10 protein-coding genes and 2 CRISPR repeat arrays (1 of these 12 only partly in view) are annotated in these 14,652 nt (G+C 52.0%); of the genes, 9 read left to right on the plus strand and 1 reads right to left on the minus strand.

The features are described 5' to 3' along the window. Nucleotides 1–414: 414 nt before the first annotated feature. Nucleotides 415–963, minus strand: coding sequence for a glutathione peroxidase (locus tag Q8W32_RS08740; protein ID WP_305414554.1), 549 nt, complete (start codon nucleotides 961–963; stop codon nucleotides 415–417). Between the two features lie 336 nt (nucleotides 964–1,299). Continuing rightward, nucleotides 1,300–2,304: direct repeats of the CRISPR family, unit length 36 nt; unit sequence GTAGAAAACCAACCCTGATTTAAAAGGGATTAAGAC. Between the two features lie 263 nt (nucleotides 2,305–2,567). Here Q8W32_RS08740 and cas10 point away from each other — a divergent pair. Genes cas10 through csx16 form a run of 9 tightly spaced genes read left to right on the plus strand, consistent with a single transcriptional unit; the run spans nucleotide 2,568 to nucleotide 13,006 of the window. Beyond that, on the plus strand, nucleotides 2,568–5,267 hold the full coding sequence (cas10, locus tag Q8W32_RS08745) for a type III-A CRISPR-associated protein Cas10/Csm1 (protein ID WP_305414555.1): 2,700 nt from the start codon (nucleotides 2,568–2,570) through the stop codon (nucleotides 5,265–5,267). A 10-nt stretch (nucleotides 5,268–5,277) separates the two neighbouring features. After that, nucleotides 5,278–5,733, plus strand: a complete 456-nt coding sequence (csm2, locus tag Q8W32_RS08750; RefSeq protein ID WP_305414556.1) for a type III-A CRISPR-associated protein Csm2 — start codon at nucleotides 5,278–5,280, stop codon at nucleotides 5,731–5,733. Nucleotides 5,734–5,763: 30 nt separating this feature from the next. Then, the gene (gene csm3 / locus Q8W32_RS08755) at nucleotides 5,764–6,471 is read left to right on the plus strand and encodes a type III-A CRISPR-associated RAMP protein Csm3 (protein ID WP_305414557.1); all 708 of its coding nucleotides are present in this window, start codon (nucleotides 5,764–5,766) and stop codon (nucleotides 6,469–6,471) included. 10 nt (nucleotides 6,472–6,481) lie between these two features. Further along, on the plus strand, nucleotides 6,482–7,519 hold the full coding sequence (locus Q8W32_RS08760) for a hypothetical protein (RefSeq protein ID WP_305414559.1): 1,038 nt from the start codon (nucleotides 6,482–6,484) through the stop codon (nucleotides 7,517–7,519). Then, the gene (locus tag Q8W32_RS08765) at nucleotides 7,516–9,162 is read left to right on the plus strand and encodes a hypothetical protein (protein ID WP_305414561.1); all 1,647 of its coding nucleotides are present in this window, start codon (nucleotides 7,516–7,518) and stop codon (nucleotides 9,160–9,162) included. The genes Q8W32_RS08760 and Q8W32_RS08765 overlap by 4 nt, the downstream gene beginning before the upstream one ends. Continuing rightward, nucleotides 9,162–10,133, plus strand: a complete 972-nt coding sequence (gene cas6, locus Q8W32_RS08770) for a CRISPR system precrRNA processing endoribonuclease RAMP protein Cas6 (protein WP_305414563.1) — start codon at nucleotides 9,162–9,164, stop codon at nucleotides 10,131–10,133. Before Q8W32_RS08765 ends, cas6 begins: the two co-directional genes overlap by 1 nt. Beyond that, nucleotides 10,130–11,335: a Card1-like endonuclease domain-containing protein gene (locus Q8W32_RS08775; protein WP_305414564.1), complete on the plus strand. Its 1,206-nt coding sequence runs from the start codon at nucleotides 10,130–10,132 to the stop codon at nucleotides 11,333–11,335. The genes cas6 and Q8W32_RS08775 overlap by 4 nt, the downstream gene beginning before the upstream one ends. A gap of 4 nt (nucleotides 11,336–11,339) precedes the next feature. Next, the gene (gene csm6 / locus Q8W32_RS08780) at nucleotides 11,340–12,665 is read left to right on the plus strand and encodes a CRISPR-associated ring nuclease Csm6 (protein WP_305414565.1); all 1,326 of its coding nucleotides are present in this window, start codon (nucleotides 11,340–11,342) and stop codon (nucleotides 12,663–12,665) included. Then, nucleotides 12,662–13,006 (plus strand): CRISPR-associated protein Csx16, encoded by a 345-nt coding sequence (gene csx16 / locus Q8W32_RS08785; RefSeq protein WP_305414566.1) that lies wholly within the window; start codon nucleotides 12,662–12,664, stop codon nucleotides 13,004–13,006. Before csm6 ends, csx16 begins: the two co-directional genes overlap by 4 nt. 362 nt (nucleotides 13,007–13,368) lie before the next feature. Further along, a CRISPR array of direct repeats spans nucleotides 13,369–14,652; the repeat unit is 36 nt; unit sequence GTAGAAAACCAACCCTGAATTAAAAGGGATTAAGAC (it continues 484 nt past the right edge of the window).

Below are 14,652 nucleotides of genomic sequence, written 5' to 3' on the forward strand. Positions count from 1 at the left end.
CGTCATTTCGCTGCATTCGTCGCCTTGCCCTGAACAACGGCAACACTCGCGCAGAGCCGTGCAGGATTAAATAGATGTCCCCATTAGTGCTTCGCTAGCACGTTGATAGTCAAAAAATCACCAGATAGTGGGCTTCCAACACATCAAGGAGCGTAACGACTCAAACTCGGCATTAAAAAAGCGGGCCTGCAATATCACTGCAATAATTGATCCAGACAAACCAGAAACGCCAACCGCCACAAAACAAAGCATGGCCAGACAGTCCGCGCCCGGTTATAGGGAGAAGTGTGAACTAACACATAGAAAACGAGCTAAAAGAGTGCAAAGAAAGGTCACGAAAATGAGCCACACCCCCGGATGGATGGCCAGCCCCAGCCAATAACCGTCGCCCGGCAGCACCGGGCGACCCGCAGATCAGAGCGCCAGCGCGGCATCGATTGCCGCTTGCAGAACCGGCGAATTCACCGTCATATCCGGAGCAAAACGACCGATCACCGTACCGTCTTTACCGATCAGGAATTTTTCAAAATTCCACATCACATCGCTGTCATCGTCCGACAACAGATTCATACCGGCCAGCTTGTCCCTGAAGCCACTCCCCTCTTCGGTCGTACGCTGTGGCTGGGCAGCAATCAACTGCTGATACAAGGGATGACGGCCCTCACCGTTCACCTCAACCTTGCTGAACATCGGAAACGACACGCCATAAGTCAGCGAACAGAACGACTTCACCTCTGCTTCGCTACCCGGCTCCTGACCCAGAAACTGGTTACACGGAAACCCCAGAATCTCCAGACCACTGGCGTGCTTCGCCTGATACAAGGCCTCCAGCTGCTCGTACTGTGGCGTCAGACCACACTTGGACGCGACATTCACCACCAACAATACCTTACCGGCATAGTCAGACAGCGATTGAGAAACACCATCAATGGTGTTTACCGTGGTGTCGTAAATCGTACTCATAATCTATCTCCAGAAGCAGTGCGTTTCAGCCATCCATCAAGACAGCCAGACTCTCACCGTCAGCATAGCAGCCTCAAGGATAAACAGACGCTCCGTTCGTGACCGGTTTCGTCCGTGGCCGTTTTGCAGCAAACAGCCCCCGGCACAGACAACAAAAGCTTTTAACCATCATCAGGCTGACTTTGCTGCGGCAACGGGGTAAAGTACTCAGGTAAGAAATAACGGGTGCTTTGGCAACCATATGCTGTTTAAAAATCAGTCAACTTTTGCAAATGCGGTGATTTTTGCAACCCCCTTGGCAAGCCATTGTTTTATAAGAATTTTTCACAAGGAGGGGTAGAAAACCAACCCTGATTTAAAAGGGATTAAGACTGTAATAGAAAATCCTCATATTGAATGCCGCGTTCGTAGAAAACCAACCCTGATTTAAAAGGGATTAAGACCCAAAGCGGCTGAAGGTGTCAGCATGGCCGCCGTAGAAAACCAACCCTGATTTAAAAGGGATTAAGACGGTTTAGCGCGAGATGCGCGAGGCTTTGGAGCAGGTAGAAAACCAACCCTGATTTAAAAGGGATTAAGACTAACGCACCGTGTTCATCAGATAACCTTATAGTGTGGTAGAAAACCAACCCTGATTTAAAAAGGATTAAGACTCACCACTCTCTTTACTTGCTGCCATCCAACGGTAGAAAACCAACCCTGATTTAAAAGGGATTAAGACACAACTACTTCCCCCACTTCACCATATGCTACATGTAGAAAACCAACCCTGATTTAAAAGGGATTAAGACCAAATAACTTCGGTTTGAATATCCTCCAGATCAGTAGAAAACCAACCCTGATTTAAAAGGGATTAAGACGGCTTCCTGACGCTGCATGTCAGTTCGTGCGCACGGTAGAAAACCAACCCTGATTTAAAAGGGATTAAGACCATAGGCATGGCTTATTTTGTTGAAATAGTAACGTAGAAAACCAACCCTGATTTAAAAGGGATTAAGACCCCTCTTGGTTGTAATTGACAAAAGTGACTGATGTAGAAAACCAACCCTGATTTAAAAGGGATTAAGACTGGTAGCTCGTTCCTCCGGTTTCAATGGACGTGTAGAAAACCAACCCTGATTTAAAAGGGATTAAGACTGTGATAAACCCTGCACTCTTGCGAAGTCGATGTAGAAAACCAACCCTGATTTAAAAGGGATTAAGACTTTTTGTGTGCCGCGCTGATGTTACGGTCGGGTAGAAAACCAACCCTGATTTAAAAGGGATTAAGACGTTTCAGCCTCGCAAATTACCCGTATTCCTGCGGTAGAAAACCAACCCTGAATTAAAAGGGATTAAGATAAACCCCACCGCCGTTGCGAGCAGCCACGGTAACATCCCTACGCTGTTGTCAGATGTGTCAATACAGTGTTAATCCGGCGTTAGCTACTACTTTTTTCTCATTTCTCAGAAAAAAGTGCTACCGTTACGTACCTTCTGTCATGGACGATGATCATTCAGTGGTATGTCAAAAGCTTTTAAGCCGCTGATTCCCGCCTCTCCGTGACAAGCTTGGTGCTGTTCCCAGGTTGTACAACGTAGCCATAGCTACCACGGAGTCATACATGCCTACCCCTTTACTGGAGCCGTCTACCCGAATCGCACTGGCGGCCTTCCTGCACGACCTTGGCAAATTTGCTCAGCGGGCGGATTTACCCATCGCCAAAGAAGTACTGGATTTTGAAAAGCAGCAATACTGCCCTCAAGCGGCCAAAGCCAAAGGTGGTTATCGAACCCATGTTCACGCTGCCTATACCTCGGCAGCACTGGATCTGCTCGAACCTGCCATGCCTGAGATGAAAGGCCAGGACTTCTTTCCCTTTGGCAGCTGGAAAACCCGCGAGGTCGACAACTCTCTGCTGAATGCCGCTGCCATGCACCACAAACCCGATACTTTTTTACAGTGGATCGTCGCAACCGCCGATCGGGTCGCATCCGGCTTTGAACGAGAAACGTTCGAGAACTATAACCACAAGGAAGATATTACCGACACAGGTAAAAACCACTATCAGGCTCGCCAGCTCAGTCTGTTTGAAGCTATCCGCCTGAACGGCAGTAAACACCCGGCATTAAAAAGTGCGGCCGACCATCAGTATCGTCAACCATTACAAGCCTTGTCTGCCGCCAGCCTTTTCCCACAAAAACGCAACGACTGTGAACCAGGCAAGGATGCACTTGCACGCCAGCAATACCGGGTACTCTGGGATGACTTTATCTCTGCCATGGCCAAAACCCCCGACAGTCATCGCCAGTCACTACCGCTTTGGCTCGACCACTTCGACAGCTGTTGGCAGGCCTATACACATGCCATCCCTTCCGCCACCGTCAAGGGCACCCGCCCGGACGTATCCCTGTACGATCACAGCCATACCACCGCCGCTTTGGCTACCGCGTTATGGCGCTACCACCACGAACGCAACGACAACCAACAGCACACGTCGCAAGCCATGCGATTGCATCAGGATTGGGATGAACAAAAACTGTTGCTGATTCAAGGCGACTTTTTTGGTATCCAGTCGTTTATTTTTGCCAACGGTTCAGAAACCACCAAAAATGCCGCCCGCCTGCTGCGTGGACGCTCACAGTATGTCTCACTGATTACGGAATGTGCCGCCCTGCGTATTCTGGATGCACTGGAATTGCCTTCCACCAGCCAAGTAACGAATGCCGCCGGTAAATTCCTGATCGTTGCTCCCAACACTGCTAACAGCCGTCAGAAACTGGCCGAAGTCCAGGCAGAATTTGATCAATGGTTCCTGCAATACAGCTACGGGGAGTCCGGTCTCGGGATCGCCAGTCTGCCGACCTGCTGTAATGACTTTGTTACCAAGGAACAAGGCCAAAGCCGCTTTACCGGGTTAATGAAACGCCTGTTTGAACAGCTGGAAATCAGCAAATACCAACGTCTTGATCTGTGTGGCCAACAGCCAGCGCCAGCGGTCTTTGAGCAGTATCTCGACGACGTCTCCATTGCTGGCGGTATCTGCCCGATTACCGGCAAGGCCCCTGCTACCGCCGACCCCAACCGCCAGTTCGTCAAACTCAAGGAAAATACCCTTAAAGTCTCGGACCTGGCTGCCGATCAAATTGAGATTGGCCGCTTGATTGGCGGAAAAACACAACGCCTGGCCATCACCACCGATGCGCTCAAGGGCAAACAGCTGAAAGTCAGCCTGTTTGGCTACCACCTGCATTTTACTGGCGACGAAGACGCCAGCGGCAAGTTTGGGGCAGAGGTCATCAACGGCAACCTGCGCCGCCTGTTCGACTTTTCATTGCCCGAAACGACAGAGCAGGTGCTCTGGAACGGCTACGCCCGCCGCGCTATTAATGGTTATGTACCCAAATTCAGCCGGGAAGATGAGCTCGACGGATTCCGCTACACCAACTTGCCAACCGATGCCGCTGAAGTAGAAGCTGGCAAGCTGAAAGAATTCAGCCATATTGCCTGCGAAGATCGTGAGGCCTCGCTACTTGGCAATAAAGCATCCGTCGGCATCGCCGGCCTGGGTGTATTAAAAGGCGATGTCGACAACCTCGGTGCTATTTTTCAGCAAGGGCTGCAGCAGCCAACCTTTGCCAAAATGGCCGCCCTGTCACGACAGATGAATGCCTTTTTCTCGGTGTATCTACCGGCCTTGTGCGCCAGCGAATACCCCAACACCTACACCGTGTTTGCCGGTGGTGATGACTTTTTCCTGATTGGCCCCTGGCACAGCCTGATGCAACTGGCGGCCCGCCTGCGCGACGACTTTAGCCGCTACGTTGCCCATAACGGCGATATCACCTTTTCTTCTGGCATTGTTGTCTGCAAGCCCGGTATGCCCGTCCCCCAGCTGGCCCGGCTGGGTGAAGAAGCACTGGAAACCGCCAAAGGTTTTATCGGCAAGGATGGCAGCCATAAAAACGCCCTGCATGTCTTTGGTGAAACCGTCGGCTGGGATCAATACCAACAACTGACAAAAGCTTTTGATGAACTGAATGGCCTGTCTTATCGGGCACAATTATCAACAGCATTCACCTACAGCCTGCTTGGCCTGATAGACCTTGCCAGCAAGACTGACGAACCAGAATCCGGTTTATGGCGCTCACGGTTGTCGTATCGCGCCATTCGCCATCTGGAAAGCGTGATCAAAAACAAAGAAGAACGCCAGCCAGTACTCGACGAACTGTTGAACCTGTTTGCGGGCAACAATGGCATCCACGAACACCATTCGGCCTACCGGATTCCGGTAACCACCTACCTCTACAAGAATCGGGATTAAGGAAAAGATCATGGCAAACGAACCTCGCGCAACCCTGCGCCCACGCAATAACGACAACAACCGCGAACACACACCGGCTGCCGTATTGGATACCAACGCCATCCAGCTGGAAACACCCGTGGCCAGCCTGTTCGACACCATCGCCGACAATACGGCCAAGACCATTGCCAATCCGAGTAACAACAACCACAACAAATCTACCCAATTACGCGGGTTTTACGACGAAATTGTGTCCTGGGAACAAAAAAGTCGAAATATGAGCCAAGAACAGTTTGAAGAAGTGCTGCCACTCATCCGTATGATCAACGCCAAGGTGGCTTACGCCAAAGGCCGAGGCCTGGTCGACCAGAACTTTTTCGACCTTATTCGCCACTGCCTGCATCAAGTGAAATCACCCGCCACCATGCGCAGCTGCAAACTGTTTCTCGAAGCCCTTATGGGGTTTTTCAAAGTTTACGGCAAATAACCAGTTACCAAGGAACAAGGACTCTCTACTATGCAACTGAACAAAATTCATACACTGGAAGCGACTCTGGAACTGGTGACTGGCCTGCACATTGGTGGCAGTACTGGCGAAATGCATATCGGCGGTATCGACAACTCGGTGCTCAAGCACCCCTACACACTGGAACCTTATATTCCTGGTTCCAGCCTCAAGGGCAAAATGCGCAGTCTGCTGGAATGGCGGGCGGGCGTCGTTGGCGAATGCAGCGGCAAGCCAGTATCTGCCCAGGCCATCAAGGAATTAAGTGGCGAGAAAAAAGAACGCGCCGAGCGTATTGCTCGCCTGTTTGGACTCTCCGGTGATGCCAAGGATGATTTTATCAAAGAGATCGGCCCAACCCGTTTGTCATTCTGGGATTGCGCCCTAAAACCCGAATGGGTCGCCCAGCGTCAGGCGGGGGAGCTGCTGACCGAAGCCAAAAGCGAAAACCTCATCGACCGCATCAGCGGTGTGGCACAACATCCGCGCCAGACTGAACGCGTCCCTGCCGGTGCCTTGTTCGACTTCAAACTTTCGTTCAAGGAATTGGATATCGACACCGCTTTGCTCGATACCATTCTGCAGGGCCTGAAACTGCTGGAACTCGATGCGATTGGCGGCTCTGGCTCCCGAGGCTACGGCAAGATCAAATTCAACCAACTGACCCTCAACGGCGAAGCCATTGACGAGCGTTTTGCCACCATCGACCCATTTGCCTGAGGGAACCGGCATGACCCACCGCCTGTATAAAATTTGCATCCGGCCCCGCAGTGCCTTCGCCACGCCGCTGCGTGGCGACACCTTGTTCGGCCAGTGCTGTCAGCTGATCAGCGAAAGCGGCCCGGACGCCTTGCCACCACTGCTGCAAGGCTACACCGAAGGCAACCCGTTTCTGGTGCTATCAGATGCCTTTCCAGCTGGTTATCTGCCACGCCCGAACCTGCCATTAAGCTGGTTCGGCTTTGACTCAACCGATGCAACCGGCCGCAAGGCCGCCAAAAGCCAACAATGGTTACCCGCCGAACACAGCAGCAGACCGCTCTCCGCATGGAGCAGCCATTTGCAATCATCCAGCAAACTGAGTGAGGTGCTGGCCGCACTGTATCAGCAGCCCAAAGCTCCGCTTTGGCAAGAAGCCGTTCGCACTCATAACAGCATTAACCGCCTGACCAGTACCACCAGCAGCGGTATCGAAGGCTTTGCTCCATTTGATCGGGAGCTCACCTGGTATCACCCACAACTGTCTCTGGAGCTGTACGCCGTTACAGACGAACGTTTGCCAACCGAACAGCTACACCAGCTGCTGGAAGGTATCGGAGCCTTTGGTTACGGCAAGGAAGCCAGTACCGGCTGCGGCCGATTTACCCTGGAATCCATCAGTGAATATCAACCAGCTGTTCACCCAACAGCCAATGCCTGGTTGACGCTGGCCCCTTGTGCACCACAAGGCTGGCAAGACCAGGATGGCAACAGCTGGCAGTCAGCGCAGTGCTTCTATCAGATCCATGTACGCTTTGGTCGCCACGCCGGAGGAATACAACCCACCCTGCCAGGCAAACGCACACCATGGAAAAACCCGGTACTGATGGCCGATCGCGCTGCCCTGCTCACCCCGATCAACATCAATACCCACACCCTGTTTTGTGGCCAGGGCCTGAGCGGCTTGTCACATCTGCAACCCGGCACCGTACATCAAGGCTACAGCCCGGTAATACCGGTTTATCTGGACACAGACACATCGGCAACCCAAAAGGATATCTGTGCATGAACCCATTTATGCAAAGCCATCGCTGCACACTGAGCACACTGGGGCCGGTACATCTGGGTACCGGTGAAGATTATCTGCCTACCCACTATATTATCGACGACGGCTACCTGCATGCCTTCGACGATATGACCCTGTTAAAAGGGCTGGGGGCAAAGGGACTGAACAACCTGCTGAGCATTGTTGAGCGTGGTGACGACAGCGCCCTGTTGGCGGTACGCCGCGAAATTCTCAAACACAAGGACAAGCTGATTCCTCTGGCCAGCCACAGTGTGTACGTACGCAGAGGCATTGAAAATACCTACCAGAAACGCGTCGTTAACATTGCCCAGCGAGAAGATGGTCAAGCAGCCCGCAACATCAACAACGCCCTGAAAATCGCCCGTACAGCGGCCAACCCTTACAGCCACCAGCCGGAACTGACCGGTTCAGCCATCAAGGGGGCAATTCGTACCGCCTGGCTGGACACTCTGTTGAAGAAAGACCCACAAGCCCAGAACGACCGCGATTTCGATCAGAATCACAGCAAGGTACTGCTGCAAAACCACAGTGTCACCGACGACCCGTTCTACAGCCTCAAAGTCAGCGACGGCAGTTATCACCACCACGAAGGATTGGCCCCTACCGAAACCCTGTTTGCGGTTAGTGTCCGTCGAATTCATTCGGCAGATCGCGACGCTCAAAAACTGAACACCATGCTCGAATGCATCAGCCCCTGGCGTGACCGCTGCTTCAACTTTGATATCCGTTTTCTGGATAACCGCCTGCGTACTGAAACCGGCAAAGACTCCGGGATTGTGCCGACCTCGCTGGCAGAAATGGCCAAAGCCTGTAATGACTATTATCTGCCCAAGCTCTACGACGAACTGGCCCAACTGGGTGATGAAGGCCAATACCTGGAACAGGACTGGATCAACAGCTTCAAAACATTACTCAGCGGCCAAAGCCCATTACTGAAAGCTTTGCTGGGGCAAAAAGCCATGCTGCTGCGCATTGGCAAACATTCTGGAGCCGTAGATAAAACCCTGAACAAGGCTCGCAGTATCAAAATTATGGGAAAAAAAGGTGAAAAACCCACCGATCGCGATACCACCACGGAGGTTCGGTTGGCAGGCAGTCGCGAAAACGAACAATCCAACTTACTGCCATTTGGCTGGGTAGTGATCGAATTCGACGACACTAACATTCCAGAACTACGGCAGATAATGCACCAACAATCGGCCAATGCCCGTCAGCGCCTGGTAAAAGAACAACAACGCCTGCAAGACAAAAAAGAAGCCGCTCGCAAACTGGCCGAAGCGGAAGCCGAAAAACAACGTCAGGCTGCCGCAGCAGAAGCCCAGCGGAAGGCCGAAGACGCCGCCGAACAAGCACGTCAGGCCGAACTCGCCAACATGAGCGAAGAGCAACGCCTGTTAGCGCAGCTGCGCCACACACTGGCCAACAGCCAACAACTGCAAGGCAGAGGGCCGGGGAACCCACTCTACGAAGAACTGAGAGTCCTGGTTGCGGCAGCAACCAACTGGAACAATACAAACAAGGCTCAGGCACGGGAGCTGACCACAGACATCTTCACCCTGTTGGGCATCAACCGTAAAAAAGCCAAAGCCGCCAAAAAACTCTGGGATATGCTCAAGGACGCCTGATGACCGAACCTGCCCTGACCTTGCCACCGCTACAATACGCCCGCTTCCGTTTTGACGTCGCCCCCACGGCCGACTTCAAACTGCCCGACTACGCTGGTTCCATGCTGCGCGGTGCGTTTGGTCATGCGTTTCGACGACTGTCCTGCATGACCCGGCAGCCAGGCTGTAGCGACTGCCCGCTCATCAACACCTGCCCCTACACACAGGTGTACGAAAACAGCGCGGGCCAGCTACATACCAACCGCTATGTTATCGAACCACCCCAATCCGGTTATCGCTGGCTCAAGGCCGGTGAAATCTTCACCTTTCATATGGTGTTGTTTGGTTACGGGCTGGCCCAACTGCCACTGATTCTACTGGCCTGGCAACAAGCGCTGGAACGGGGATTAGGCAAGCACAACACGCCCGCCAGACTGATCGCCGTTTACTGCGATAACGATGACCAGCCCTGCTACCGTCCGGGCGACCAGATTGGTCATTGGCAACCCAGTCAGGCCGAGCTGCCACCGGTGCCCGAACAGGTCGTATTGCAACTGCACACCCCCGTGTACCTGAAACACCAGGGCAAACCGGTGCGTAAAAACAGCCTCAGTGCCTACCCACTGCTGATGGCACTGGCCCGGCGTTACCATATGCTAACCACCAGCAACCCCAGTCGAACCGCGTCCGAGATCGACTTCAAACGCCTGACAGCACTGGCCAACACCATCAAACTTGACGAACAAGTCCACTGGCAGGAATGGACTCGCTACTCCAACCGCCAACAACAAACCATGCAGCTGGGTGGCTTGATCGGACAAATAACCCTGAGCGGCAAGCTGGCACCGGTCTGGCCGCTGCTGATTGCAGGCCAATGGACACACCTGGGCAAACACGCCAGTTTTGGATTAGGGCAATACCACTGCCACTTGCCAACACAGCAACCATCCCCATCACACAATCAGGCCATACAGGAAGCAACCAACGAATGAATATCCAGATTTGCATACTGACCGGCCAACCCCTGGCTAACCTGATTCCACTGCTGCAATACAAGCCAGATCGAATTGCGCTACTGGTTTCAGATGAACTAGCACCCAAACTGCCCGGCTTTTTAGAAACGTTACACATCGCGGGCTGGCAACAAGATCAGATCGACTGCTTCGAGCACATGCCAGATCAGGGCTATGAACAAATCATCAACTTTGTTGAGCAACTCGGTAACCAACTCAAACAGCAACACCCTGCTGCCACTCTGTCGGTTAACCTCACCGGCGGCAACAAGCTGATGAGTCTGGGCACCATGATGGCACTGGACAGCTACGACAACGCCCTGTTCTATACCGACACCAAACACCAACAGATCGAATTTCTGAATCACAACCGTATGGGCGTCGAACCCATGCAAGCCGTGCTCAACTTGCCACTGTGCCTGAAAGCCGCCGGGCTGACGCTCCGTAATCAACAAGACACCGACACAATCTGGATAGAACGAGCCATTCAACGCAAAAAAGCCACCAAATACCTGGCCGACCATGCCGACGAACTGGCAGTCCTGATCAGCCAACTTAATTACAACTATGCCAACGACAGTCAGCAGGAATACAGCAGTCGCCCATTCAATCTGAAGAACAACCCCAAAGGCCCCTGGCGGATCGCATTAAAAGAGCTACAACAAGCTGGCGTACTCGACTGGGGAAACAATACCAGCCACTGGCGGCCCGCCCAGGAAGATACTGCCCGTTATCTTAGTGGTGGCTGGCTGGAAGAATACGCCTGGCATTGCGCTCGCGACGCCGGGCTAGATAGCGGACACCTCGGAATCAGCGTCGTCGTTACCGACGACAGCAACCGCAAGGCCGACATTCGCAATGAAGCCGACGTCATGCTGGTCGCCAAAAACCGCCTGCTACTCATCGAATGTAAAACCGGCAACCTGGCCCGTGACGGCAAAGACCAAGACACCATCAACAAACTGGCTATATTGGCTGACAAAACCGGCGGCATCATGGCAGAAGGATTGCTGATCTCATCCCAACCCCTGGAACGTGAAACCCGCGAAAAACGCACCGTCAACAGCCGTGCCCGCGCGCGCAGCATGGATCTGCGCACCTGTGAAGCCGGAGAGCTAAAAACCCTGAGAAAACAACTGGAATGCTGGATAAAACAAGGCCATTGGCTGGATGCGAAATAACCCAATGAAACAGCTGCTCCTCGCCGTTACCGGCATGTCACCCCAGGTTATCACCGAAACCCTCTACGCCCTGCATCACCAACACAACCAATGGCCGGACGAACTCTGCCTCATCACCACCGCCAAAGGCCGTGATCGCGTTTGGCAAGGACTGATCACCGACGGCCACCTGCAAGCACTGGCACAACAACTCGGGCGACCCTGCATCCCACTGACCGCAGAACAAATACAGGTTGTCCCCAATGCCCACGGTACACCGGTGGACGATGCCCGCTCCCTCGAAGACCACGAAGCCCTGGCCGACTTCATCACCCACACCGTACGCAACCGCACCGCCGACCCCGAACTGGCCATCCATGCCTCCATTGCCGGAGGTCGCAAAACCATGACGTTTTACCTGGGATACGCCATGAGCCTGTTTGGCCGCCCGCAAGACCAGCTATCCCACGTACTGGTCAGCGAAGCCTACGAAGGACGGGCCGATTTTTACTACCCGACCGCCACCCCCCAGCCACTGGCTCAGCGCAACGGCGACACAAACCCACTGGATGCCAGCCTGGCCCAGGTCACTCTGGCCGATATCCCCTTTGTACGCCAGCGAACCCAAATCAACGACCTGCTCCAGTCCGGTGAAAGCGAAGGCCTCAGCTACCGGCAACTGACCCGCATGATCAACCTCGGTGACAGCCCCGGCAACCTGCGACTCGACATCGACGAAACCCAAGCCAACATCCGGCTGATCGACGCCAGCCGCAACAGCCAGGTATTACAACTATCACTTGGCCACAACCTGCTGCGATATGCGTTTTACCTTATGATTATCGACGCCACCCGCGAACAGGAAAACGACCTCACCCGCCCTACCGGCGACAACCAGCAAGAACAGCAAAAAGAACAGGCACTGCTGGGCAAACAACTGCTGCAAAGACTGTATCGGTTACTGCCACATCCAAAGACCCTGCGACTCGACACCCTCCACCGCGACAGCTGTGAAACCCTGGCCACCCGGCTGCTGGAAGACGACTTCTACCTGCCACTGCTGAACAAACAACTGCCCGTCAAAACACTGGAAAGCCTGCAAAAGCATCAAGGCCTCACCGCCGGGCAATTCGACAACCTGCTCGACCGGCTAAAACGACAATTCACCACCCGACTGCCCGCCAACCTCTGCCAGGCCCTGATACCAGCTCCCATTGCAGGCATCGGCATCGACAGCAGCGTCGATAACAGCCACACCAACAGCCGAAAAAAACACCACAAAAAAGCCGGTTATCAACTTCGCCTGAAGCCAGAACAAATCCACTATATTCATCAGGACACAACATCATGACCATATGGCTGATTACCCGGCACCCCGGTGCCCTCAATTGGGCCAACCAACAGCAACTGCCCTACGACCAACATTGCAACCACCTGGCCATCACCCAGATCCGGGCTGGCGACCTGATATATGGCACCTTGCCCATCCCTTTGATCGCCGCCGCCAACAAGCGGGGAGCACGTTATTTTCACTTGGAAATGAATTTGCCAGAAACACAGCGAGGAACAGAACTCACAGCAGAACAGCTGGAGCAACTCAAAGCCCATTGGGTCGAATACCGGGCCACAACAATCAACAATAACGACCAACCGGAAAAACAAGCGCCACTTCTACAGAGAGACCGCCACTAATTCAGTGACTTGCGCAAACGCCGTGGATCACGAATATCGTAAGCAGCCAAATACAACTTCCGTACCGCCATCGCCTCTCTCCCGATTCTGTGATCGTATGTATCGTAATGATCGCGCTGTTGTGATCATGTTGTGATGCCGACATCTTGGCCGCCAGCACGGCCCGCAGTGACGACAAAAGCTTTTACCCAACATCATGCTGACTTTGCCGCCACAACCGGGTAAAGTGCTCTGATGAAGGAAAAGAAGAGGGGCTTCGGCCACCTGATGCTGTTTAAAAATCAGTCAACTTTTGCAAATGCGGTGATTTTTGCAACCCCCTTGGCAAGCCATTGTTTTATAAGTATTTTTCAGATCAAGGGGTAGAAAACCAACCCTGAATTAAAAGGGATTAAGACTAGACATAAGATGGATTGCCGTTGATATTATACCGTAGAAAACCAACCCTGAATTAAAAGGGATTAAGACCAAGGCGCAGTGGGCCGACAGTGACTTTGACCTTAGTAGAAAACCAACCCTGAATTAAAAGGGATTAAGACACATAGTTTGACTTAATAAGTTTTGCAGCTTCGTAGAAAACCAACCCTGAATTAAAAGGGATTAAGACTTGTGATCTTCGTCCGACACCATTAGCGTGTATCGTAGAAAACCAACCCTGAATTAAAAGGGATTAAGACACTTTTTCTACGTAATCTGTAACTGCTTGCGATGTAGAAAACCAACCCTGAATTAAAAGGGATTAAGACTTGGTTTATATTGTATTTATTTAATAGCGCCTTTGTAGAAAACCAACCCTGAATTAAAAGGGATTAAGACCAAAGGCCCGACTGTTATCTTGACCCTGTCACGTAGAAAACCAACCCTGAATTAAAAGGGATTAAGACATGACTGCGCAAATCAATAATTGTTTTCATAACGTAGAAAACCAACCCTGAATTAAAAGGGATTAAGACTCCTTTGATAACGTGGAATTGTGGGTACTTTTCACGTAGAAAACCAACCCTGAATTAAAAGGGATTAAGACCGTCATCAGCCTGGGGCAGCCCATCGGGAACGTAGAAAACCAACCCTGAATTAAAAGGGATTAAGACATGTTTCAATATCCATGGCATTGTAGTCGTCCCAGTAGAAAACCAACCCTGAATTAAAAGGGATTAAGACGCCTTTGCAACCAGTTCGCCGTCTTTGCTGAGGTAGAAAACCAACCCTGAATTAAAAGGGATTAAGACACAAACGACAGCGCCTCATCTATTTCTGCCATTGGTAGAAAACCAACCCTGAATTAAAAGGGATTAAGACAGTGGATACAGCAGTACATTGACAAGAGAGAAAAAGTAGAAAACCAACCCTGAATTAAAAGGGATTAAGACCTGGACGGCTTGTATGCAAACGGCAAAGCAGGTAGAAAACCAACCCTGAATTAAAAGGGATTAAGACCAAATGAAGTCGCCAAACAATCCTGGTTCTGGCGGTAGAAAACCAACCCTGAATTAAAAGGGATTAAGACTTCGTCCAACTCTGTAGAGCTGAACAGTGAGCGTAGAAAACCAACCCTGAATTAAAAGGGATTAAGACTAAATAGATATTTTTAGCTATTTATCATAAAAAGTAGAAAACCAACCCTGAATTAAAAGGGATTAAGACAC

The sequence above is a fragment of the Oceanobacter sp. 3_MG-2023 genome (genome assembly GCF_030688925.1).
GTDB lineage: Bacteria > Pseudomonadota > Gammaproteobacteria > Pseudomonadales > Oceanobacteraceae > Oceanobacter.